23 protein-coding genes are annotated in these 22,836 nt (G+C 44.1%); 11 read left to right on the forward strand and 12 right to left on the reverse strand.

The window, feature by feature from the left end:
* Positions 1–20 precede the first annotated feature (20 nt).
* The 5 genes from BMY78_RS14120 (at position 21) to BMY78_RS14140 (ending at position 3,457) form a co-directional block, all read left to right on the forward strand.
* Positions 21–893 carry a carbohydrate ABC transporter permease gene (locus BMY78_RS14120; protein WP_090899648.1) on the forward strand — a complete coding sequence of 291 codons (873 nt, stop codon included), beginning with the start codon at positions 21–23 and terminating at the stop codon, positions 891–893.
* Between the two features lies 1 nt (position 894).
* The gene (locus BMY78_RS14125; protein WP_076289194.1) at positions 895–1,725 is read left to right on the forward strand and encodes a carbohydrate ABC transporter permease; all 831 of its coding nucleotides are present in this window, start codon (positions 895–897) and stop codon (positions 1,723–1,725) included.
* A gap of 356 nt (positions 1,726–2,081) precedes the next feature.
* The gene (locus tag BMY78_RS14130) at positions 2,082–2,399 is read left to right on the forward strand and encodes a carboxymuconolactone decarboxylase family protein (RefSeq protein ID WP_090899651.1); all 318 of its coding nucleotides are present in this window, start codon (positions 2,082–2,084) and stop codon (positions 2,397–2,399) included.
* Between the two features lie 21 nt (positions 2,400–2,420).
* A complete protein-coding gene (locus BMY78_RS14135) occupies positions 2,421–2,816 on the forward strand; it encodes a cupin domain-containing protein (RefSeq protein ID WP_090899654.1) in 396 nt (131 codons plus the stop codon).
* A 218-nt stretch (positions 2,817–3,034) separates the two neighbouring features.
* A complete protein-coding gene (locus tag BMY78_RS14140) occupies positions 3,035–3,457 on the forward strand; it encodes a hypothetical protein (RefSeq protein WP_090899657.1) in 423 nt (140 codons plus the stop codon).
* Positions 3,458–3,605: 148 nt separating this feature from the next.
* On the opposite strand, the gene BMY78_RS14145 is transcribed toward BMY78_RS14140, so the two are convergent.
* Complete coding sequence (locus BMY78_RS14145) at positions 3,606–4,646, reverse strand: NAD(P)-dependent alcohol dehydrogenase (RefSeq protein ID WP_090899660.1); 1,041 nt, start codon at positions 4,644–4,646, stop codon at positions 3,606–3,608.
* Positions 4,647–4,828: 182 nt separating this feature from the next.
* Here BMY78_RS14145 and BMY78_RS14150 point away from each other — a divergent pair, with 182 nt between their 5' ends.
* Positions 4,829–5,242, forward strand: a complete 414-nt coding sequence (locus BMY78_RS14150) for a MerR family transcriptional regulator (protein WP_076289189.1) — start codon at positions 4,829–4,831, stop codon at positions 5,240–5,242.
* A 94-nt stretch (positions 5,243–5,336) separates the two neighbouring features.
* On the opposite strand, the gene BMY78_RS14155 is transcribed toward BMY78_RS14150, so the two are convergent.
* From BMY78_RS14155 to BMY78_RS14170, 4 genes are all read right to left on the reverse strand, one after another.
* Positions 5,337–5,816 (reverse strand): DUF6530 family protein, encoded by a 480-nt coding sequence (locus BMY78_RS14155; protein WP_076289188.1) that lies wholly within the window; start codon positions 5,814–5,816, stop codon positions 5,337–5,339.
* Positions 5,817–5,919: 103 nt separating this feature from the next.
* Positions 5,920–6,279: a GIY-YIG nuclease family protein gene (locus tag BMY78_RS14160; protein WP_090899662.1), complete on the reverse strand. Its 360-nt coding sequence runs from the start codon at positions 6,277–6,279 to the stop codon at positions 5,920–5,922.
* A 35-nt stretch (positions 6,280–6,314) separates the two neighbouring features.
* Positions 6,315–7,523 (reverse strand): MFS transporter, encoded by a 1,209-nt coding sequence (locus BMY78_RS14165; protein WP_090899665.1) that lies wholly within the window; start codon positions 7,521–7,523, stop codon positions 6,315–6,317.
* Between the two features lie 428 nt (positions 7,524–7,951).
* Complete coding sequence (locus BMY78_RS14170) at positions 7,952–9,172, reverse strand: MFS transporter (RefSeq protein ID WP_090899668.1); 1,221 nt, start codon at positions 9,170–9,172, stop codon at positions 7,952–7,954.
* Positions 9,173–9,405: 233 nt separating this feature from the next.
* Here BMY78_RS14170 and BMY78_RS14175 point away from each other — a divergent pair, with 233 nt between their 5' ends.
* A complete protein-coding gene (locus BMY78_RS14175; protein ID WP_177185739.1) occupies positions 9,406–10,269 on the forward strand; it encodes a helix-turn-helix domain-containing protein in 864 nt (287 codons plus the stop codon).
* 78 nt (positions 10,270–10,347) lie between these two features.
* Here BMY78_RS14175 and BMY78_RS14180 read toward each other — a convergent pair whose 3' ends face one another.
* Positions 10,348–11,250 carry a cation diffusion facilitator family transporter gene (locus BMY78_RS14180; protein ID WP_090899674.1) on the reverse strand — a complete coding sequence of 301 codons (903 nt, stop codon included), beginning with the start codon at positions 11,248–11,250 and terminating at the stop codon, positions 10,348–10,350.
* Positions 11,251–11,511: 261 nt separating this feature from the next.
* Here BMY78_RS14180 and BMY78_RS14185 point away from each other — a divergent pair, with 261 nt between their 5' ends.
* The gene (locus tag BMY78_RS14185; protein ID WP_090899677.1) at positions 11,512–12,051 is read left to right on the forward strand and encodes a GNAT family N-acetyltransferase; all 540 of its coding nucleotides are present in this window, start codon (positions 11,512–11,514) and stop codon (positions 12,049–12,051) included.
* A 22-nt stretch (positions 12,052–12,073) separates the two neighbouring features.
* Complete coding sequence (locus tag BMY78_RS14190) at positions 12,074–12,892, forward strand: MerR family transcriptional regulator (RefSeq protein ID WP_090899680.1); 819 nt, start codon at positions 12,074–12,076, stop codon at positions 12,890–12,892.
* Positions 12,893–13,033: 141 nt separating this feature from the next.
* On the opposite strand, the gene BMY78_RS14195 is transcribed toward BMY78_RS14190, so the two are convergent.
* Entirely contained in the window at positions 13,034–13,906 is an 873-nt protein-coding gene (locus BMY78_RS14195) for a YitT family protein (RefSeq protein ID WP_063562775.1), read from the reverse strand.
* 122 nt (positions 13,907–14,028) lie between these two features.
* Positions 14,029–14,385, reverse strand: a complete 357-nt coding sequence (locus BMY78_RS14200) for a MerR family transcriptional regulator (RefSeq protein ID WP_090899683.1) — start codon at positions 14,383–14,385, stop codon at positions 14,029–14,031.
* A 108-nt stretch (positions 14,386–14,493) separates the two neighbouring features.
* Between BMY78_RS14200 and BMY78_RS14205 the strand changes: the two genes are divergently transcribed.
* Positions 14,494–15,273, forward strand: coding sequence for an SDR family NAD(P)-dependent oxidoreductase (locus tag BMY78_RS14205; RefSeq protein WP_090899686.1), 780 nt, complete (start codon positions 14,494–14,496; stop codon positions 15,271–15,273).
* Between the two features lie 88 nt (positions 15,274–15,361).
* On the opposite strand, the gene nspC is transcribed toward BMY78_RS14205, so the two are convergent.
* Positions 15,362–16,489, reverse strand: coding sequence for a carboxynorspermidine decarboxylase (nspC, locus tag BMY78_RS14210; RefSeq protein WP_090899689.1), 1,128 nt, complete (start codon positions 16,487–16,489; stop codon positions 15,362–15,364).
* Between the two features lies 1 nt (position 16,490).
* Positions 16,491–17,729 carry a saccharopine dehydrogenase family protein gene (locus tag BMY78_RS14215; protein ID WP_090899692.1) on the reverse strand — a complete coding sequence of 413 codons (1,239 nt, stop codon included), beginning with the start codon at positions 17,727–17,729 and terminating at the stop codon, positions 16,491–16,493.
* Positions 17,730–18,583: 854 nt separating this feature from the next.
* Here BMY78_RS14215 and BMY78_RS14220 point away from each other — a divergent pair.
* Complete coding sequence (locus BMY78_RS14220) at positions 18,584–19,063, forward strand: immunoglobulin domain-containing protein (RefSeq protein WP_090899695.1); 480 nt, start codon at positions 18,584–18,586, stop codon at positions 19,061–19,063.
* A gap of 188 nt (positions 19,064–19,251) precedes the next feature.
* Here the strand turns inward: BMY78_RS14220 and cydC are convergent, their stop codons facing one another.
* Both cydC and cydD read right to left on the reverse strand, forming a co-directional pair.
* A complete protein-coding gene (cydC, locus tag BMY78_RS14225) occupies positions 19,252–20,985 on the reverse strand; it encodes a thiol reductant ABC exporter subunit CydC (RefSeq protein WP_090899698.1) in 1,734 nt (577 codons plus the stop codon).
* Positions 20,982–22,820 (reverse strand): thiol reductant ABC exporter subunit CydD, encoded by a 1,839-nt coding sequence (gene cydD / locus BMY78_RS14230; protein WP_090899701.1) that lies wholly within the window; start codon positions 22,818–22,820, stop codon positions 20,982–20,984. The genes cydC and cydD overlap by 4 nt, the downstream gene beginning before the upstream one ends.
* Positions 22,821–22,836: the final 16 nt, after the last annotated feature.

The raw sequence follows: 22,836 nt of genomic DNA on the forward strand, positions 1-22,836 counted from the left end.
GCCATAACGGAGTGTGAGACATGAAAAGGGCTAAAAATTTATATTCGTATTACATGGTATTTCCGGCACTGCTTATCTACTCCATCTTTTTTGTCGTTCCAGCTATTGCTGCTTTCTATTACTCTTTTACGGATTGGCGGCTGGATCGGATTGATCTGAAGTTTATTGGATGGGATAATTTCGAGAAAATTTTCTCGGACAAAACGCTTATTTTGGCGCTTAAAAATACAGCCATTTTTGCCGTTGTTACGGTTGCTGGCAAAAACATTATTGGTCTGCTGCTTGCCGTGGCGCTAAACATGAGATTAAAAACGAAGAACCTGCTGCGCGCAATTTTCTACTCCCCTTCCATACTGAGTATTCTGGTCATCAGCATCCTGTTCACACCAATGCTGCGTACAGAAGGTACGATCAATCATGTATTGGAAGCAGTCGGATTACATTCATTAAGCCAAGCTTGGTTGACCAATCCTTCCCTTGTCATCTGGACGATTGCGATCGTATCCATCTGGCAAAGCGCCGGATTCCAAATGGCCATCTATCTGGCTGGTTTGCAATCTATTTCTCAAGAATATTATGAAGCCGCTAAGATTGACGGAGCAAGCTCCTGGAAAAGTTTTTTCAAAATTACGCTGCCTCTGCTGCTGCCAGCCATCAATATTAATCTGATGTTGACACTGATTGGCGGGCTTAAAGTATTCTCGGAAGTGTATGTCATGACCGGCGGTGGCCCAGGCAACGCTTCACAAGTTGTGGGTACCATCATTCTCCGTTCTTTCGGTGAAGGAAACTGGGGTCTGGGTACCGCAGTCAACACACTTCTGTTTGTGGTCGTTACGATTATTGCTATACCGCTATTGATCTTCATGCGGCGTAAGGAGGTTACGGAATAACATGGGATATACTCGCAAACTCGCTATTCGCAACTATGTTGTTGAAGGATTTCTGCTGCTCGCCTCTTTGCTCATTCTGTTGCCGCTGGTAATTCTAATTCTGGGTTCATTCAAAACAAGTGCTGAAGTGCTCAGCTTCTCCTTGAGTCTGCCGGATAAATGGCAGTTCTCAAACTATGTCCGGGTATTTGAAGAAGGCGGTCTGTCCAGAGCATTCCTGAACAGCATCTGGATTACGGGAATATCGTCCATCATCAACATTGTCGCTTCCTCAGCAGCGTCCTTCATTCTGGCACGCCGGGACACCAAACTTTCAAACACAATATATATGTATTTCTTCATGGGATTGATTGCACCAATGTCGATCATTACGACGATTCGGGTTGTGCAGGGCTTGGGGTTTTACGGCAGCATATCAAGTGTCATCCTGATCTACGCGGCGCTTAATACCGCTTTTAGCGTATTTTTGTACAGTGGATTTATCAAAACCATTCCGAAAGCACTGGACGAGGTTGCATTTCTCGAAGGTGCCAGCGTATTCGGCGTGTTTTTCCGTATCGTTACACCGCTTATTCTGCCCGTTAACGCAACGGTAGCGATCATGGTGTTTATGTCGGTATGGAATGATATTACGATTCCGGTGTACTTCCTTACGAATAGCTCAACGTGGACGATGCCGCTTTCGATCTATAATTTTTACGGCAAATACAGCCGAGATTGGAATTTGATTTTTGCGAATCTTGTACTGACTTCACTCCCTGTGTTTATCCTCTACTTGTTTGGACAAAAATATATCGTTAGCGGACTTACTGCGGGAGCAGTCAAAGGGTGACCATTGGTATTTAAATAGAAATAAACTTAGGGCGCTTTTGGGGATTCAACTCCCAAAGCGTTTTTTGTTCATGCTCTCTTAACGTTTATTTACAACACATACCTCTCTGTTTATTAATGAACAAATTCAATGAATCTAACAATTGATTATACGCTTCTCTCTTATATAATAATAGATAGATGTTCATTATTGTATGAATGTAAATTAATAGTGCCCGATGCTTATCTCGCACCTCCGTTCATTTTGAATGGATAAGAGTCGAACAAATGGAACATAACGGATTGCGGATGACTTATCGAGTAGAAGGAAATTCTAAAGAATTCTCAAACGAATAGCGAATGGAGGATCACGTAGCTATGGAAAAAAAACAAACTGCTGGACGAGATATATTGGGTGAATTCGCCCCCAAATTTGCAGAGTTGAATGACGATATTCTGTTTGGCGAGGTATGGTCAAGAGTAGAAGAATTATCCAGTCGTGATCGCAGTATGATTACCCTCTCTGCACTTATTGCCGGCGGAAATTTTGAACAATTAACCCCCCACCTTCATAAAGCAAAGGAAAATGGAATAGCTCGTCATGAAGTGGCTGAAATGATTACTCACCTTTCCTTCTATGTGGGCTGGCCTAAGGCATGGTCTGCGTTCAATATTGCAAAAGACATTTATAAATAAAATAGAAAGCAGGTAACCATTATGACAAACGAACATTTGAGTAACAGCACTATCTTCCCGCTGGGAAAAAAAGTAGAAGCCAATTTTATTGGAGACGCATATCTGGAGATGGTCTTTACAGATGAAACTCCACTTAACACTAGCATTGGAAATGTCACTTTCGCGCCGGGAGCACGCAATAATTGGCATTCACACGTTGTAGGTCAAGTATTACTCATTACAGGTGGTGAAGGCTGGTACCAAGAAGAAGGTAAACCCGCACAACTGCTCAAAACCGGAGATGTTATAAATATTGCTCCGAACGTTAAGCACTGGCATGGGGCAACAGCCGATAGCTGGTTTGTACATCTGGCTATGACACCTGGACAAACGGAATGGTTAGAACCTGTGAATGATGAGTGGTACAACGCGCTCTAAGGCGAAAGAATCTGTATCTAAATGAAAGGAATGAAATTGAATATATCTAACATTGCGGGTAAAGTTGTAATTCTTACAAGCGCATCCAGTAACACACTTCAACCGATTCTGCCCGTTAGTTGAATAAGATGCCTTTTTTTTGATTATATCCAGAAGTCCAAGCACACTAGTAACCTACGAATATACTATCCTATCCCACTGACTAGGAGGTAGATTCAATGACAACGTTTCTTGATGCGAGAACATCGCAAAACGCAAGTTTGGCTAACTCGATTGCTATTCCGATTCTGGTAATCAACACGCCGCAATTGTTCGGACAAATTGGTCTTCAGACCGAAGGTGCAGGTGCTAACCCCAGAGTTCAATTTAAAGGAACGGTTTCTGTACAATTACCATTAGCTCTTGTCGGAATTACGATTACTATTGTAAGAGGTACCTTGTCCACTGACCCGGTCATTTACTCAGCAACTTCCACATTTAATTTGAGTATTTTGGCGCCTCAGGTCATTACGTTCTCTGCGGACGATTTCAATCCGCCAATTACCCCTCAATTGACATACACTGCATTCGTAAGCTCCAACTTGCTGGGTACAATCCGTGTAGGCCCTGAGAACTTTGATGGATTCATCGTTTCTGATTAATACAACAGCTCATTTTTCTAGTGCTTCCTTACAGTCTCCTTCATCATAAAAGAAAAAAAATCCAATCGCATGTTATTAGCGATTGGATTTTCTATTTTCTAGTTATAGAGCACATGGTAAAGGTCTTTACTGACTACTTAAAAACAACTTAAATTGTGCTCGTGTCAATTACGAATCTGTACTTCACATCTGAAGCTAATACACGTTGGTATGCTTCGTCAATTTGGTCAGCTGAAATGACTTCGATCATAGGAACGATATTATGTTCTGCACAGAAATCAAGCATTTCCTGAGTCTCACGGATGCCACCGATCATTGAACCTGCAAATGAACGACGGTGACCGATGAGGGACATTACGTTTACTGCCAACGGCTCCCCAGGAGCACCTACATTAACCAGTGTGCCATCCAGAGTGAGCAGTGAGAAGTAAGCATTGATGTCGATATTTGCACTGACCGTGTTAATAATCAGATCAAACGACCCGGCGAGTTTGGCAAACGTTTCTGGTTCGCTTGTGGCATAATAATGATCTGCACCGAATTGCAAACCATCCTCTTTTTTCTTCAATGATTGTGACAGGACGGTTACTTCTGCGCCCATGGCATGTGCAATTTTAACCGCCATGTGACCTAGACCACCCATACCTACAATCGCTATTTTTTTACCTGGTCCAGCTCCCCAATGATTTAACGGCGAGTATGTTGTAATACCTGCACATAGGAGTGGTGCAGCGACATCCAGCTCAATGTTGTCCGGAATACGAACGATGAACTCCTCGGTTACGACGATGTGAGTGGAGTACCCACCTTGAGTAGGTTCGCCGTATTTATCAACACCCGCGTAGGTGGGAACATTTCCTTTGAGACAGTACTGCTCTTCTCCTTGGCGGCAGTTTTCACATTCGCCACAGGAGTCAACCATGCATCCAACCCCTACTCGGTCACCAACTTTATACTTTGAAACCTCGGCTCCTACATCGGTAACAATTCCTGCGATTTCATGTCCAGGTACGAGCGGATAGTTTACGGGACCCCATTCGCCGTGAGCAGTATGGATGTCAGAGTGGCAGATGCCGGCATATTTAATCTCGATCAGGACATCGTGCAAATCAAGATCGCGTCGTTTAATCTCAGCTGCCCGGAACGATTGGTCCGGACCATCAACAGCTCGTGCTTTAGCAGTTATCATCATAAAACCTCCTAAGATTGTCATTCTTCCTTTTCTCTTGCAAAACGATCTTAATCCCTCTAGTTAACTCTAAGTCAACCCTTTTTAGAAACTTTGACATCCTGCAAACTGCGTGGTAGAATCCCAAAAGATAATCCTAGAGTTAGCTCGAAGTCTATACTAGTAAGAAAAGGGGAAAATAAATGACATATTCAATTAGCGAAGTTGCTAAAGAATTGAATCTAACCGTATATACCTTGCGTTACTACGACAAGGAAGGACTCATGCCTTTTGTAGAACGTACCCCTGGCGGAGCTCGAAACTTCAAAGAATCGGACATCGATTTTTTAAAGATCATTCAGTGTCTGAAATCTACCGGGATGCCGATTAAGGATATCAAAGATTTTATTGCATGGTGTTCCGAGGGGGATTCTACTTTGCAGGAGCGATATGACATGTTTACAGAACGCAAGGCGAGTGTAGAAGCGCAGATGGAAGAACTTAGAAAAACTATGGAAGTCATTGAACATAAACGTGCTTATTACAGGACTGCTCTCGATGCTGGAACGGAAGAGATTCATAAAAGCAATCGAATGGGTAATTTCATTGCTAACTAATTACGCGTTGTATTCGACTCATAACAAAAAGCCTAAACATCTGTAGACGTCTAGGCTCTTTTTACTCCATCCACTTGAGGATGACGTTTCCTTTTTAATAACCCATATCCTTTAATATCTTGGATAATGTACGCAAACGCTCGCCGATCATTTCATCGTCATCACTCAGAGCTTGGCTGAACAGCTTAATATCTTCATTTATTCTCTCATTGTCCGTACAGATTTCCACGGACATTGCGTCCCCTTGCAGTCCAACACGATCGATGACAGGCTGCTCTGGGTCATATAAATTTTCATATCTATAAGCCTCGCGAAAATGTTCCAAAGACCGACAGATCAGAATGGACAAATCCAGCACGCGATGGAGAGGTAGTTCCTCGGATTGTCTGGACCACTTTTCTCCGGTGTATCTCCATACCTTGGCTGAAATATCAACCTTTCCTCTATCGTTCCACTGGGCCAATCCCAGGGAAAGACCTTTGGCGTCGGTGTTCCCGGCCATCCGGCCGTCAACCTTTTCATAATTATCCGATACGACAACAGGTTTATGTTTTAACGTTGTAGGTATTTTCAATTTCATTCCCTCATTCCGTTTACCTTTTTACTAATTTACTAAACGACGGTTTCATCTTATCTTGATTTTAAGCGTTAGTCAAATCAGTTTCCTCTTAGATGATTTAATTCTTTGGAGGTCTATTATAGCCCTTGTCTCCGTAAGGCTGTAACTTCTGAAGCCACGGCTTCAGGATTTGTTTTTGTTCCCAACGCATATCCATCACCTTATCGATGTCCTTCTGTTCCAGAACCTCATAAGTGAATGCCTCTTCTCCAAATTCTCTCCATTCTTTTTGTAACTCGGCATTCGCAAATCGTCCTTGATCCAGCTGCATCTGCAGAGTAAACCATTTGTTTTTCAAGTTGGGATAGCTGTCGATATAGATCTTACCGTTAATTTTGTTTTTAATTTGGGCTACGCCCATATATGTCTTGATCTGTTTGTACTCCTCCAGCAGCTCCCTGCGCTTATTCATATCCATGTGTCTCTCTCCTTATCGTTTCATTTCCCTTTCCGTCATGATGATGGAGTTTCCTCGGCTTTATTTCTTCTTTCAATGACAATAGGTAGCAATAATAACGCACCGATTATCACAAAAAAACCACTCGCTATAAATACACTAAGCAAGGAAAACATATCCTTGAGATATCCGGAGGTAAGCATGCCAATTACCATCATTCCCATAAAAATCGGCATGATCGCTCCGGATACCCGGCCAATAAATGCCCCTTCCGTATTCCGCACAAGAAGCGTCTGAATTCCACCTTGGATACATGGGAAGAACAAACCGCTGATTACGAGCAGAATAATGGTTAACCAAATTTGTGTTGATGCACCCATTCCAACCGTACAGATGGCATTAACAAGTAAGCCAACTAAAAGCAATACCTGTGGCTTGACTTTTTTAGCGATCGCGATAATTACAGCTCCTCCGACCAACATGGCCGCCCCATTTGCCATTACGAGCCATTGTAAGAATTCTTTATCCTGACCTAAATTTTCAATGACAAGAAAGAGCTGAAGCGGCTGAGTCAGTCCTGATGCCAAACCAACTGCCGAGAAGGTTAATCCAAGTGTTCTCAAGGTTTTATTCGCCCCGATATAACGCAGGCCATCCGTCAGCTCTTTAACGAAACCTCCACTATTCCCTGATTTCTTCTCCTCTACATCTCGGGGAAGCGATAATAATACAAGCGAAGAGCCCAGAAACATGATCGCTGTCAGGATGAGGGATACGCTAATGCCAAACTTAATGAAAATAAACGTGCCGATGACCGGCCCCAAAACCATAAAAACAGCAACAAGCGTTTGGGACATGGCCATGACGCCCTGTAATTGTTCGGCTGGTACATGGCGTTTGTACAGTTTCATCGCCGAAGGCTGAGAAAACTGTGACAAGCTGGCAGAAACGAAAGATCCAATTAGAAGTGCAATCCATCCACCATTCATGACCGCTAGCAGTACAATACCAACGGACAAACCTGATAATAAATCGCTCCATACCATTGTTTTTTTCGGTCGCCATCGATCGGCAAAAGTACCACCAATCAAGCCAAATATAAAGATCGGTGAAAATTCCGCTACCGAAATCAGTGATATATCAACCGGGTTATTATGCGTCAATTCGGAAACATAAAGAAGAACGGCATAATTCCGGATCCAAATTCCGAGCTGCAAGAGTACCCGGGAAAGGATAATTGTTCGAACATATGGATTGGCAAACATGTTAATACCCCATATCCTTTAAGATTTTTGCTAACGTACGCATCCGTTCACTATTCATTTCATCATAAAGCAACTGCTTCTTTCATTTTTATTCCTCCTATTCCCCAACTTTTTATTTAGTAATTTACTAAATTACTAATTTACTAAATTACGGCTTCATTCTATACAGGATATCTTCCTTCGTCAACCGTTTTTTTCGAATGATTCCTTTTCACTTCTGTTTTTGAACAAAAAAGTGATCCATGGAAGAAAGACGCTGTTTAGCTTATTTACACTGTAATTTTTGTTAAAGAAATGTATCTGAAAAACAAAAAAAGCCGCTACATTAGCGGCTTTCCGTGCTCGAACAAATATGATTATGTCGTTACAATTAGGTTACTAAATGAAAAGTCACACTTCTTGACCAAAGAAGCAGACTTCAGGGGTTACTAATTGGTACTTGGAATCGAGTAGTCTACTTTAGGAGCGGTGGCTCCCTCTGGCTTCAATTGAATGGATCGCTGGCAGATCGCTGTGATCACAAAAGCCAACAGAGCTAGTATCACAGCTACTGGTGGCACCCACTTCACACCACCTAAATTGACAGCAAGCCCGCCAACTCCGGAGCCGAGGGCTATCCCCACGTTTGCCGCCACGGGCAGCAGCGTGGATGCGAACGGTCTGGAATTCGGCGCGATTGCTCCAGAGACGTCGAACAGATAGAGCTGGGACGCCGCGCTCATAGATGACGACAGGCAACCGATCAGGAACAGGAACGCCAAGCCCAGCCACTGGTGAGACACGGTGAAGCTGAGTCCAAGAAAGATGACTGCCTGAATGACGAAAAGCCACTTGAGCTTGGGCAAGAAATCGCCTTTGGCTATTTTGGCACCGATCCAATTGCTTAGTATGCTGCAGGCACCGTAAATGAGGAGTACAGCGCTAATCCAGCGTGCAGGTATACCCATGGACTGCCCCAGCAGCGGAGTAATATACGTAAAGATTACAAAAATACAACTGTTTCCAAGAACCGGAATCAAGCAGGCCAGCAATATGCGCGGCTTCATAAATAGCGCCATCTGATCACTGAATGAACCGGCAATGGTCGTTGTTTGCCTTGGAAGTATCCGAAACATGAATAGGAATGGCACGGCCCCGATGCATGCCGTAACAACAAACGTCATGGACCAGTTCAGATGCTGTCCGATGAAGGTGCCAAGCGGAACGCCAAGCACATTGGCAATGGAAAAGCCGCCCAGTATCCAGGCGATCGCTTCCCCTCTTCGTTCCCGGTTGACTGCATCGCTTGCAATTGAGATCGAAAGCGATATCGTAAGTCCGCATGCTACGGCTGAAACGATCCGAATAACCATCAAGGAATAGAATGTCGTTGAGAAAATGGTAAGTACGTTCAAGGCCAACACGACTGCAAACCCGATTAAAATGGAATTTCTTCGGGGAATTTTGGCCAAGAACGCAACGGCAAACGGTGTTCCGATCGCATAGGCAATGGCAAAGCCGGATACGAGCGCACCTGCGGCAGCCAGCGATACTTTCATATAGGTTTCGATTTCCTTTAATACGCCTACAATTACGTATTCGGTTGTTCCCAATACAAAGCTAACCAATGTAAGTGTTAAAATAAGTAAATTTTCTCTTTTTCTAGTCAAGAATAAGCCCTCACAATTCTCTCTAATGTTGCAAGCGTTTCATTTTCTTAAATGGATTCCATTCTTAACAAATTTTGCTTTCACATCCCTTCCATTCGATATATAGTACATATTATTGAATAGTGAAATTGTACTGTCAGACATGCTAAGCGACAATCAAGGTTGTTGTGATCTTCATCCAAAACATTATGTATGTTGTCATTTCACCACAGAATCTTGAAGGGAGGACATTAATGAATACACGCCATGAGCCCGACCGACTGCATGAAGATCAAGATTGCCTTATTATTTATGTAGGGAAGTTGGCAGATAATCCCCATTGGAGTTTTCCGACCCATAAGCATGACGATTTGCATGAGATTATTTATGTTAATGAGGGTCAGGGCTCGTTCACGATTGATGGGACAAAGCACTCGGCTCAAAAGGGAGATGTTCTTGTATACAATAAGGGAACGCTTCACGAGGAACGATCGGACCCGGAATTCCCTTTATCCACCTTTTATTGCGGCTTTCGGTTCAAAGAGGGTACTCGTGCCAACAACGATTGGGTTGTTCCTCCTGGTAGTGATCCAGTTGTTCGTGCCAATCGTTATTCCGAAGAGATCCGTTCGTTAATGCAGACCATGTTCAATGAATTTTCAATCCGGGAAGAAGGATACAACTCTATCTCTCATCATCTGTTGAATGCCGTTCTGTTGATTATCGATCGCATGTCTCAGCATCAGCGCGCAGCCAATGAGATCGTTCGGAGTAATACCCTCGCTGAAAGTATCAAAGATTATTTGGACACAAACTATCGTCAAAATATTAAGCTGAAAGACTTGGCTGACCAATTCCATATCGACTTCTATTACTTGATTCATATGTATAAAAATTGCTATGGGATCTCCCCCTATCATTACCTCATTCAGCGAAGAATGGGAGAAGCCACCCGATTGTTGGTTTCAACCAAGAAAAAAGTATGGGAAATCTCCAAGTTGGTCGGGTACGAGAATCCGAATTATTTTACGATTCTATTTACCAAAACGGTCGGTGAATCTCCGAGAAGTTTCCGTAAAAGAAACCAAAAAGATATGTTCGGTGACCCTTCCAACTAAAAAACAGGTAGCCTGAGGGCTACCTGTTCTGTCATAGTTTATGTTTACTGGCATGTTCTCATATGTGCCGCTCCTATTTTATAATATAAGTGCTTCGTTAGAGGCTTCGTCAGAGTCTGGTTCAACGTGAACATGAACTGTGTACACCTCATGCTCTTTTAACAGCTCGTCTTCTACATTTGTTGAAATATCATGAGCTTTCTGCAGATCCAAATCCGATCGTACCAGAATGACCACATCGACAACGGCATTATTACCATAATTCCGTGCTCTTAAATCCTTAACTGCCTCTACCCCATCCACATTGGCAATTGTACTCCTGTATTCCTTGATGAGCTCTTCGTCAAATCCATCAGTAAGATGGTGTGTTGCTTCACGAAAAATGTCCCAGGCGGTTTTACATATTAGAAAGCCCACCGCTACAGCTGTTAATGGGTCGAGCCATGGCAGGCCGAATTGGGAACCAATAATCCCTACAACTATCCCTATGCTAACCCAGGCATCCGAGATATTGTCTTTTGCAGCTGCCATAACCGCCTGGCTCTTGATTTTCAAAGCAAGTCTTTTGTTATATCTGTAAACCAGATACATCACAACGGCACAAAAAATGCCAGTCCAGGCTGCGATGAGATCCGGAGATTCGCTTTTCCCCTCAAATACGGATGTAATCGCTCCGTAAAGGACTTGTAACCCAACTACCATCATTATGAAAGACGCAACCAGTGAGGCAACAGTCTCAGCTTTCCAATGTCCGTATGTATGATCTTGATCAGCAGGTCGTTGAGCAAGTCTCAGACCGATAAGAACCGCGATCGAAGCTATAATATCGGTAGCATTGTTTAACCCATCGGCTTTTAAAGCTTCTGAATTAGACATATAACCGATCATCATTTTAATTGCAGTCAAACCAATATAAGCAATAATACTGATGATTGCTCCCTTTTCACCCAATTTTAAGTTGTCGTACTTTATTTGCTCCACGAAACGTAATCCCCCTGATTCCAACTGTTTTCTAGCACTTGTACGATGGTATCATCACGATGTTGTGTGGGTCTAGAGAAACGTTTTGAACCAAGTAAAACAATGTCTGTACAACGAAAGAGTTTGACCTCGGCCAAAAAAAGTTGCGATAAGTAAACTTTTAGATATTGTGACTCCGCCATATAGCTTGACTCTGGTATCGTACCAGGGTTTATCGTGTTGTATATCAAATATGGCTTTACGAATCAGGAGTGGATAAAGATGCTGTTGCAAAAACAGTTTGACCACGTGTTTGAAATTATGAAGCAATCATTTCCCGAAGCCGAATACCGGGAATATTCAGAACAGAAGAAACTGTTGTCCCATTCATGCTATCGCCTTCTTACAGAGGAAAATGAGCAGAATGAAGTGATTGGCTTTCTCGCAGGCTGGGAGTTCGAGTCGTTCAGATATGTTGAGCATTTGGCTGTTTCCCCGAACATTCGTGGAGGCGGCATTGGCAAGTGGTTAATGGAGCGTTTCATGAACCAGTCAGCCAAGCCGGTTATCTTGGAAGTTGAATTACCAGAAGATGAGCTAAAGCGGAGAAGAATCGGATTTTATGAGCGCCTGGGATTCTGCCTGGGGGACCATTCTTATGTTCAGCCGCCCCTTCGGGCTGTCAGGCAGCAAACCTTACCTTTACAGATCATGAGTTATCCGACAAAGTTGACCCCGACACAATTTGAAATGGTGAGAGAATTGCTGTATAAGGAAGTGTATGGCGCGCCTTCGGCATACGCGCACGCATATATTAGCTGAGTATAAATGAGGAAGAAAACCGATGAAAAATGATTATAAAATCAATGAAATCTCGAAGCTTTACGGAATAGGTGTTGATGCACTGCGTTATTACGAGAAATTAGGGCTGCTGGAGCCTCGGCGAGATGGAAACGGGTATCGTCTGTATAGCCTTCAGGATATGTATAAGCTGAATATCATCCGGGACCTGCGCCAGTTGGATTTTACGATGCAACAGATCAAGGCGTATTTGGATGAGCAAAGTGTCGAAAATACGCTTCAATTGTTGTTCACTGAACAGGAACTAATTAAGGAACAACTAGCCAAACTCGAAACTACGCAGCGTATGATTCAGGGCAGAATCAAGGTATTGACTGATGCCAGCAAAATTCAGACAGGAGTTTTCTCCATCAAAACGTATCCTGACCGGCCGTGTCTTCATCTCAATACACGTATAACGAAGGATGAGGAGATGGATTACGCCATTAAGAAACTGCATCAAAAGCATAAAAGTCACATTCCGGACTTCGGCAACCAATTATATGGTGCATCCGTGTCCCTTGAGGAATTAAAGCATGGCGTAAGGGATGTCTTTAACTCCGTCTTCTTTATTTTTAATCCTGACGAAGCCAGAACGATCAATTATGATTACATGCTGCCAGCTGGTGAGTATCTGTCCCTCTTTTATCGGGGTAACTACCGTCAAAGTTATGAAAAAATGCTTGAGGTCGTTGCTTATGCGAATGACAATGGATTCCGTGTAATGGGTGATCCTTTTGAAATTTATGAAATTGATAATCGTGATACGATCATTACCGAGCAATTTCTGACCGAAATACAGCTGCGGATTGCCAAAGCATGATGAACTTCAAAGGGTAAAAGTTATTGGAGACGACTTGATGCCATAGCTTCTACTCTTAAAACAAAAAAAGCCGCTATATTAGCGACTTTTATGTATGTTACATCTGTACTCCCCGACATTAACTCCTGCTCATTGTAGTGATTAGTGAATATCTTTCTTTTTGAAATTGCCGCCCTTCACTTCGGCTACGTCGTACACTACAATAAAAGCATTAGGATCAATTTCGTGAATGATATCCTTGATTTTGCTTTCCTCCATACGGTTGATTACGCAGGTAATCTCTTTGAATTGTTCATTGGTATACCCGCCGTAAGCATCGGTATACGTTGCTCCACGACCTAATCGGTCACGAATGGTTTCGACCATGATCTCCGGTTGATTGGTAATAATTTTAAAGGTTTTGGAGCCGCTCAAACCTTCCTCAACAATATGTATCACTTTGGAAGCGATGTAATAAGCAAGTGCGGACAGGATCGCCCCTTGCAGACCAAATACAGTTGATACGACAATAAAGACAAACATGTTCAAGAATAAGATTAGATCACTGGTTCCAAAAGGTAATTTGCGTGAAAGCAGGACAGCCAACATATCGATTCCATCCAATGCCCCACCATTACGCAGCGCCAAACCCATACCAAAACCGATAATAATCCCGCCTACAACGGTAATTAACAGTGTATCCCCTTGAATAATCGTTGGTACATGGTGCATAAGGCTTGTACCCACAGCTAGCGAGGCAATACCGATAATGGAGTAAATAGCAAAGCTCTTACCTATTTGTTTGTAGCCTAACCATACAAATGGAATGTTGATGATACCAATCAGCATCCCTAACGGTAAACCAAACAGTTGTGAACCCACGATACTAAGACCTGTCACACCACCGTCTGATACATTATTTGGAATTAATACAGCTTCCAGACCATATGAGGTAATAAAAGCCCCGATCATAATCAATAACACTTTGGAGATAATTTTCAGCTTGTTAGACTTTTGCACGTTCCTTTGATTCATTCCTTTTCCCCCTTGATGAACAAACATAAAAAATAGTCTATAACAAAATTCACTATTTTGGCAATATATCGTCACATAGGCAACCACTGAATTCGCTCTGCTCGTTTCCTCGACAGATTACATTATTTCCCGATTGATACTCGATATGCCGTAATTTTATTCTCCAGCATCTGATCTGCTGCGTGAAGTGTGTGCATCTGCTGTTGAATCGCCTCTTTGTGCTCTTCCAGCAACTTCAAACGCTCTGCAGCCGTATGCTCACCTTCCTGATATAAGGATGCGTACTTTTTGATGATAGCGATGGGCATTTGAGTCTCTTTTAGTTTGATTACAAATTGCAACCAATTCAGATGTGATTCGTTGTATCGTCTATCTCCACTAGCATCACGGAGCGGTATGATAATCTGCTCCTTCTCATAATAACGCAATGTGTGGGTACTGATACCGAGTAGTTCAGCCACTTCACCGATTGTATGCATAGTGATCCTCCTTCTATATTCCGCTTGACTTAGAGTAAGCTCTAATCAGTATAATCAACTCGTAGTCATATCACAATAAATAATGAACCGAATCCAGGAGGAATATCCATGAAGTATACAGTGATTACCGGTGCCAGTTCGGGCATTGGCTATGAAGCAGCTTTGGCTTTTGCGGCTCGCGGCAAACATTTGATCCTGGCTGCACGCAGAACCGACGAACTGGAGAAGTTAAAATCGAAAGTAACTGAAATTGATTCTGATTTGGACATCGTCATTCGCACGGTGGATCTGTCCATCGCTGCCAATGTCCATGCATTTTATGAAAGTCTCCATCAGTACTCAATCGAGACATGGATTAACAACGCAGGGTTCGGAAATTTTGCTTCGGTTGGTGAACAGCATCTACCTAAAATCGAACAGATGCTTCATCTGAATATAGAAGCATTAACCATTCTTTCTTCCCTCTATGTACGTGATTATGCAGAGGTTGAGGGCACACAGATTATTAACATCTCCTCTGGAGGTGGATATACGATCGTGGCGGATGCAGTAACCTACTGTGCAACAAAGTTCTATGTAAGTGCCTTTACGGAAGGGCTCGCACAGGAATTAAAAGGAAAGCGTGCAGCAATGCAAGCCAAAGTACTTGCGCCTGCGGCAACGGAAACGGAATTTGCGGAACGTGCTTTTGATCTGGACCAGTTCGAATATGAGGGCCGTGTTCCCCAATTCCATACAGCAGAACAAATGGCTGGATTTTTGCTTGAGTTATATGACAGCGAAAGCGTCGTCGGTATTGTAAATGGATTAACCTATGAGTTCGAATTGAAAGAACCGATTTTTCCGTATGCCGCGAGAGCAGCCTCGAAACCCAACGATGAATCATAAATACAACCGTTTACCCATCCTATGGTAAACGTCAAAAGGGAACCTGTGGTCAGGTTCCCTTTTGCTTTTGCTATATCTGTAAAAAGTATTAAGCCAATCTCATTTTGAAATCCTGATAGCCGAACTCGCGAACCACTTCGCAATCACCATCTTTTCTTTTTACTGCGATGGCTGGTAACGGCATGCCGTTAAATGTATTGGTTTTGACCATGGAGTAGATCGCCATGTCCTCAAATACCAATCTGTCACCCGTTTTGAGCGGTTGATCAAACGAATAATCGCCGATCACATCACCCGACAGACAAGTTTGTCCACCCAGACGATACAGGTGAGGTTTTTCTCCTGCTTCTCCCGAACCGATAAGCGGTGGGCGATACGGCATTTCCAGCACGTCCGGCATGTGGCATGTGGCCGAGGTATCCAGAATAGCAATGTCCATACCGTTCTTGTGGAAATCGAGTACGGAAGTCACCAGGAAGCCCGCGTTCAGCGCAACTGCTTCGCCCGGCTCCAGATATACTTCCAGACCATATTTTTCCTGCATGCGTTTGATGCAGGCTTCCAGTCTTGGAATGTCGTAATCCTCGCGTGTGATATGGTGTCCACCGCCGAAGTTGATCCATTCCATTTGTGGCAGCCATTGTCCAAACTTCTCTTCTACCGCATTCAGCGTCGTTTCCAGATCGTCTGAATTTTGCTGGCACAAGGTATGGAAATGCAGTCCGGAGACTCCTTCCAGCAGCTCCGCACGGAAATCTTCATGCTTTGCGCCGAACCTTGAACCAGGAGAACATGGATCGTAGATCTCATGTCCCTCCTGAGTCGAGCATTCAGGGTTAATACGCAGGCCTACTTTTCGACCAGCCTGAAGCGCTTTGCCCTTGAACTTCTCCAGTTGGGAGAATGAATTGAAGATAATATGATCGGTAATCGAAAGGATTTCATCAATCTCATCTTCGCGATAGGCCGGGGCAAAGACGTGGTTCTCTTTGCCCATCTCCTCATGGCCCAGGCGGGCTTCATACAGCCCGCTTGCCGTTGCACCGCTCAGATATTCTCCAATGAGCGGATACATCGTGGTCATGGAAAATGCTTTCTGAGCCAGCACGATTTTGGCTCCTGTACGCTGCATAACACCGTTCAGGATTTTGAGATTTCTTTCGATAAGTCCTTCGTCAACAACAAAACATGGTGTCGGTAATTGCTCAAACCGCATCTTAACGAACGAGCTCCGATTCTTTGACTTCTTCTGGCAGTTCGTCAACGAGTACCGGGTTGAAGTCTTCAACCCATGGGAGACCCCATTTGTTCAACTCTTCCATGAATGGATCTGGATTGAACTCTTCCACGTTGTATACGCCTGGTTTGTTCCATTTGCCCGTCATCACCATTGCTGCACCAATCATGGCTGGAACACCTGTTGTGTAAGAGATCGCTTGGGAGCCGACTTCTTTGAAGCATTCTTGGTGATCGCAAATGTTGTACACGTAGTACGTTTTGTCTTTGCCGTCTTTTTTACCTTTGAAAATGCAGCCGATGTTCGTTTTACCCACAGTACGTGGTCCAAGGGACGCCGGATCTGGCAATACCGCCTTCAGGAATTGCAAAGGAATAATTTGTTTACCTTCGTATTCGATAGGTTCAATCGAAGTCATGCCCACATTTTCAAGTGCTTTCAAGTGCGTAAGGTAGCTTTGACCAAATGTCATGAAGAAACGAATGCGTTTCAGACCAGGCATGTTTTTAGCCAGGGACTCCAGCTCTTCATGATAAAGCAGATACATGTCTTTCTCGCCAACTTCTTTGAAGTCATAGACACGTTTAATTTCCATTGGTTTTGTTTCGATCCATTCGCCTTTTTCCCAATATCTTCCGTTAGCCGAAACTTCACGGATGTTGATTTCAGGGTTGAAGTTGGTTGCGAACGGGTAGCCGTGATCCCCACCGTTGCAGTCCAGAATGTCAATATATTCGATCTCGTCAAAGTAATGCTTCAGGGCATAAGCAGAGAATACACCCGTAACACCTGGGTCAAATCCGCTGCCGAGCAGAGCTGTAATTCCCGCTTTTTCAAAACGTTCTTTGTAATCCCATTGCCATTTGTATTCAAATTTTGCCGTATCTTCCGGCTCATAGTTCGCTGTATCCATGTAGTTCGTTTTCGTTGCAAGGCAAGCATCCATGATTGTCAGGTCTTGGTAAGGCAATGCCAGGTTCATGACGATATCCGGTTTAACTTCGTTGATGAGGGCGATCAGTTCGTCAACGTTGTCGGCATCCACTTGAGCTGTCGTAATTTTTGTTTTACCGCCGTCCAGCTTGGCTTTAAGATCGTCACATTTGGATTTCGTACGACTTGCGATGCAGATTTCCTCAAATACTTCGCTGTTTTGAACGCATTTATGAACTGCTACTGAAGCTACGCCGCCGGCGCCGATGATTAGTGCTTTTCCCATTTTCCATTCTCCTAACCCAATATGAATTTTTTTTAAAATTTCAACTTCATTATTTTTCTCATTTTTCAACTTTTCGCCCGTTCTGAACCAACAAAAAAAGCAAGGTGAAAAATGCCCCAAACGCGCATCATCACACTTGCTTGTCGATATACATCATTAAAAAGACGCAAAGTTCCCATAACTAAAAAAGTTCAAAAGAACTCCTGTAGCGGAAAGCTTCTTCATGTATATCAATATCAGATCAGAGTCTATATAGCAAATAATTCGCCTTTACCACTCTTATTGACCGTTTCACAAGTTGATGTGCAGATGCACTGGTTGTAAAGTAACCAACTTATAAAATTTGAGCTTTTAACTCAATCAATAAGGCAACATAAGTTGCCAATCGGCGTTTGACCCGGCTGTCCGTATGGCCTTAACTTCCTTAAGAGAAGTGGTCAAAAATTATCTGCTGGAAAGACCTGATTTATGTTGATATATCTGCTTTCCAAAATCACAGGTCTTACAATATCAGATACATTGCAAAAAATCAAGTGATCATTAAAAATTTATTTAATTCATTATTTTGGAACACACATTTCGCTCTTCGGCACGCCTGATTATTGGGGCAGATATTTACCTGAGCTTGAAGAAAGCTCGTGAATCTGACATTGATACGATAGATGTGGCTAACCTGGGAATTTAGATTATCCTATCATGTTAATAGGTTTAAAATAAGTTGTTAAATGAATTATTTTCACATAACAACACATCCAAAAATATTTTCAACTAACTTGAAATTTTATACAATTTTGATAGGTAGATATGATATATTTGGTATGTAATTTAAAATATATCCCAGAAAAGAGGATCTTATGAAAAAAGCCGTTTTGCTATTTGCTGCAATTTTCATGTTTTTGCTCCCCATCGTTCCTTCAGCGTCTGCGGCTGGAGACCGCCTCATTTACGACATCATGTATAACAACTCGATTCCACTCGTATCCAACAACGTCAGGTTTTCACTGCAATACAGCGTCTACGGCGACCTACAGCTCTGGGATAACCGCACACGCACGATGTTATGGAACACCAAGACCAGTGACACGAGAATAAATCATTTCAAGATTGATTATTGGAGTGGAAAACTAGTGCTCCAGGATCCCCAAAACACACCTTACTGGACGTCAGACAACAAGGCATGGTCTACATCGTACTATGGAGCGGACAATCTGCCACCCAACCTCAGAGGTAACGTGCTCATCGTTCAAAATGACGGCAATTTGGTGCTTTACAATACAGAAACCCCGAGTGCAGGCTGGTATCCTGTCTGGGCTTCCAATACAGGAGGCCATTAAGGTCTGTTGTACTGGAGCACAAGTTGTTTAATCAAAGCTTCATTTGATTGAAGCTTGTCCTCATTCATTTTCGGGTTTTAAACTAAAAATACACTCACACAGTGTAAACGTGTGCGAGTGTATTTTTTGGTATGGCGAATGTTTAAACTGCAATGACTTTCATTCACATCCGTTTATATCTTATTCTCTTACCTTCCAAATTCTCCAATCATTTGCCGCTCGATCTTCTTCATCTCATAAAAATAACCTTTTTGCTCCATTAACTCCGCATAGGAGCCTGTTTCCACTATCGTTCCCTGTTCCATAACCACAATCCGATCCATCTCTTCCAGACCGGTAAGCCGATGACAGATCAAGAGAAGCGTATCCTCGGCTGCTTGTGCATAGAGATGTTTCATCACACGTTCTTCTGTAACGTAATCCATGGAGGAAGTAGGTTCATCGAGAAGCCATAATCGTCCCTTGCGAAGCATGGCCCGTGCCATAGCCAACCTCTGCTTCTCGCCGTCCGACAGGTTTTCCCCTTTTTCATATACTACATCGGTCAAAGATGTATTCGGGAGCTGTACTTTTGCCAGCACATCCAACAGTTGCTCGTCCGAATGTTCATCATCATTCAACAAAAGGTTATCCCGGATCGTTCCCCGGAAGAAATGACTTTGCTGCAACACGACATTTGCCGTCTGCCAAATGCTCGCCTCCTCCAGTTCCTTCACAGAAATGTCATTTAATCGGATCTCCCCAGTCGTAGGTGTTCGCAGTTTAAGCAGCAATTCAATCATCGTTGATTTGCCTGATCCGCTCGGTCCGACAATCGCCGTTTTGGAGCCGGGTACAATATGCAGCGAAATGTCCTTTAACGCCGGTCTCCACTCCCCTTCATATTGAAACGTAACATCGCACAGATCAAGCGAAACAGCCTGATTGTCAGATAACGCTCCTTCTGGCTGCGTAGACACAGACTGCCTATCGGAGGTCTGTATGGTTTCCGTCAGTCGCTTGGCTGCGTGTTCGCTATCCTGCTTATACAAAGGTAATGTCGCCATTGCCGCAGCTTCTTCGAATACGGTTAGTGAGGCCATGACCAGCATTGCAAGAAACACGCCAGCCAGCGCTCCATCGATAATCAGATAAGCACCAAGTGTCAGCACTCCCCAGGAAATAAGGAACGTAACCAAAGCATGCATGGATTGCCCGCGCAGTAGGTGTCCGGCAGCCTGTTGTTGCTGGACCGTCAACGCAGCAGAAGCCTGCTGCAGCTGCTGCTCCCGCTGAGCCAGTTGTCCGTACACTTTCAAATCCCTGAAACCATACAATACTTCGGTGACTTCCGTGGAAAGTAGTGCCCGTTGCTCGCGAACACGACCATGTATTTTTCGCTGTCCAAGCAAAACTATTCCCGGTACAACCAATGCCGTTGTGAGCATACCTAATACAAACAGCCCCGCAATCCAGAATGAAAAGGCAGAAGTAAACAACACTGTCGCCAAAAAAACCATGACAACAATGATCGGTGGATAAGCAACACGCAAAAAATAATGTTGCAGGCTCTCCACGTCCCCAACAATGCGGGCTAGCAGGTCCCCGCTTCGCTTTTTGTTCAATATTCCCGGCGTTAAAGGAATGAGCTTCGCAAAAAAGGAGGTACGCAAACGGCTAAGCATAGAGAAGGTAGCCCGGTGGGAATACAAACGCTCCCCGTAACGACTCGCTGCCCGAAGCAGTCCAAGCAACTTGACCAGCGAGGTGAGTACAATTAAGGTATACAGCGGTGGCGCAAAGACCGTTTGTGAAATCAGATATCCGCTCGCCGAGAAGAGGGCTACTCCTGCAATCCCTGCAATAAACCCACATAGAATGGAAAAGATGATATCCTTGCGCTCCTGAATCATGGCTTTGGACAAAATCGCTAGTTCATTCATGCTAAGCCCCCCTTTCGTTGAACCTCAATCATCTCGGCATACTGGGGTAGGCGCGCCATAAGCTCTTCATGGCGTCCAGTATCCACTAACACACCTTGGTCCATAAACAATATGCGGTCAGCATGTTGAATGGTATATAACCGGTGAGCCACCGTAATCATCGTTGCCTTGTCAGCCAATGTGGCAATCGAACGTTGCAATATCTGCTCCGTGCGCAGATCCAGTCCCACCGTTGGTTCATCAAACAATATGATGGATGGCCGCTTCAAAAAAGCACGTGCCAAGGCCAGTCGCTGCTTTTCCCCGCCAGACAGCCCCCGTCCTCCTTCACCCACCAAGGTATCGAAGCCATGCTCCAATTGAGCAGCAAGTTCGGCAAGCCCGGCATCCTCTGCCGCCTGCTCAATTTCAGTCCTGGCCACGGTCCGACCCGCACCGATCGCAATGTTCTCAGCAAATGTACCTGCAAAAATATACGGATGCTGTGTAATGTAGCTAACTTGTTCGAACCATACAGCCTCATCATATTTGGATAACGGCTGTCCATTTACCAGAACTTCTCCTGATGCTGGCTTCAGCAAACCCGCAATGTGATGCAGCAATGTCGTTTTCCCTGAGCCGCTTTTGCCGACAATAGCAATGTGTTCTCCCGGATTAAGCTGGACCCGGCCAGTTTCAAGTTCGAATGATTCAGGCGCGTATCGAAAACGGAGATGGTTCAATATCATGGATGGCGGCATGGAACTGTCATTGGAACGGTCCATTTGCAATGTCCCTATCCCGTTCTCCCTTTCCATCCGATCCATGTTATCAACCTCGTTAATCCCATCGGATGTACCTGATCCTTCTTTGCCATCTGCCGATTTGTTCTCTCCAGCCGTTTCTTCAAGCATCTGCTCTACCTTACGAACCGCTCCCATACTTGTGCGCCCGCTGTGAAAAGCCGTTCCCGTATTTTTCAACAGGCTGTAAAACTCGGGAACAAGCAGCAGCACGAGAAACGCGGTGTGGAACGACATCGATTTGAATACAAGCAGCTGGATTGCCAGTTCGAGAGCGACGATACCGATACTTAGCATGACGATCGATTCCAGCATAAACGTATTGGTAAACGCAATCCGCAAAATGCCCATCGTGGCATCCCGGTAACCCAGGCTGGTGCGCTCAATCTCCTGCTGCTGACGGTGAGCGCGTCCAAATATTTTCAACGAAACGAGCCCTTGAAGAGAATCCAGAAACGTACCGGAGAACTCAGCCAGCTGCGCATATTTCTCCTCTGATTTATTTTTCGTCTTCAGTCCCACCAAAATCATGAACAAGGGGATAAACGGGGCGGTAAACAGCATAATGAAGCCTGCGTTGGCATGCTGCATAAACGTTACCACCAAAATCAGAATCGGAATGATGGCAGCCTCCATCATACGCGGCATATACTGACTGAAATAACTGTCAGCCTCATCCACAGCATCCAGAGCAACACTGACCTTTCCGCCTGTTTGGCCATGAAGGGTTGATGGCATCGACGCATGGGTCAAATGTTCCAGAACGGCTGCCCGCATATTCGTCTTCGCACTGGCAGCCATATGCAAACCAACTTTTCCGTTCCCATAAGACAACCCTGTACGTATGACCATGACAGCCAGAAGTATCCCGAGCAGCATGACGACCGACGAAAGGGAAGCCTTCTCCACGAAAATCCGTTGCACAGCTTCAGCAAGCAGCGCAGCCTGACTTACAATCGCTGCACCCAGCCCAAGTGAAATGACCGCGAGGAGCGAAAGACGTTTTCGCTGGCCAGACATTTGTTGAGAGATCAGGCTTGTTTTCCTCTTCATGTTCACTTTCCTCCTT

Origin of the sequence: Paenibacillus sp. OK076 (assembly GCF_900110055.1) — a bacterium.
Classification (GTDB): Bacteria; Bacillota; Bacilli; order Paenibacillales; family Paenibacillaceae; genus Paenibacillus.

Coding starts and splice junctions, on each gene's coding strand:
- cydD (WP_090899701.1), bottom strand. CDS start 22,820: ATGAAGAGGAAAACAAGCCTGATCTCTCAACAAATGTCTGGCCAGCGA.
- BMY78_RS14195 (WP_063562775.1), bottom strand. CDS start 13,906: ATGAATCAAAGGAACGTGCAAAAGTCTAACAAGCTGAAAATTATCTCC.
- BMY78_RS14200 (WP_090899683.1), bottom strand. CDS start 14,385: ATGCATACAATCGGTGAAGTGGCTGAACTACTCGGTATCAGTACCCAC.
- BMY78_RS14190 (WP_090899680.1), top strand. CDS start 12,074: ATGAAAAATGATTATAAAATCAATGAAATCTCGAAGCTTTACGGAATA.
- BMY78_RS14135 (WP_090899654.1), top strand. CDS start 2,421: ATGACAAACGAACATTTGAGTAACAGCACTATCTTCCCGCTGGGAAAA.
- BMY78_RS14125 (WP_076289194.1), top strand. CDS start 895: ATGGGATATACTCGCAAACTCGCTATTCGCAACTATGTTGTTGAAGGA.
- BMY78_RS14120 (WP_090899648.1), top strand. CDS start 21: ATGAAAAGGGCTAAAAATTTATATTCGTATTACATGGTATTTCCGGCA.
- BMY78_RS14130 (WP_090899651.1), top strand. CDS start 2,082: ATGGAAAAAAAACAAACTGCTGGACGAGATATATTGGGTGAATTCGCC.
- BMY78_RS14160 (WP_090899662.1), bottom strand. CDS start 6,279: ATGGATATGAATAAGCGCAGGGAGCTGCTGGAGGAGTACAAACAGATC.
- BMY78_RS14140 (WP_090899657.1), top strand. CDS start 3,035: ATGACAACGTTTCTTGATGCGAGAACATCGCAAAACGCAAGTTTGGCT.
- BMY78_RS14215 (WP_090899692.1), bottom strand. CDS start 17,729: ATGGGAAAAGCACTAATCATCGGCGCCGGCGGCGTAGCTTCAGTAGCA.
- BMY78_RS14165 (WP_090899665.1), bottom strand. CDS start 7,523: ATGTTTGCCAATCCATATGTTCGAACAATTATCCTTTCCCGGGTACTC.
- cydC (WP_090899698.1), bottom strand. CDS start 20,985: ATGAATGAACTAGCGATTTTGTCCAAAGCCATGATTCAGGAGCGCAAG.
- BMY78_RS14175 (WP_177185739.1), top strand. CDS start 9,406: ATGAATACACGCCATGAGCCCGACCGACTGCATGAAGATCAAGATTGC.
- BMY78_RS14150 (WP_076289189.1), top strand. CDS start 4,829: ATGACATATTCAATTAGCGAAGTTGCTAAAGAATTGAATCTAACCGTA.
- BMY78_RS14145 (WP_090899660.1), bottom strand. CDS start 4,646: ATGATAACTGCTAAAGCACGAGCTGTTGATGGTCCGGACCAATCGTTC.
- BMY78_RS14205 (WP_090899686.1), top strand. CDS start 14,494: ATGAAGTATACAGTGATTACCGGTGCCAGTTCGGGCATTGGCTATGAA.
- BMY78_RS14220 (WP_090899695.1), top strand. CDS start 18,584: ATGAAAAAAGCCGTTTTGCTATTTGCTGCAATTTTCATGTTTTTGCTC.
- nspC (WP_090899689.1), bottom strand. CDS start 16,489: ATGCGGTTTGAGCAATTACCGACACCATGTTTTGTTGTTGACGAAGGA.
- BMY78_RS14185 (WP_090899677.1), top strand. CDS start 11,512: ATGCTGTTGCAAAAACAGTTTGACCACGTGTTTGAAATTATGAAGCAA.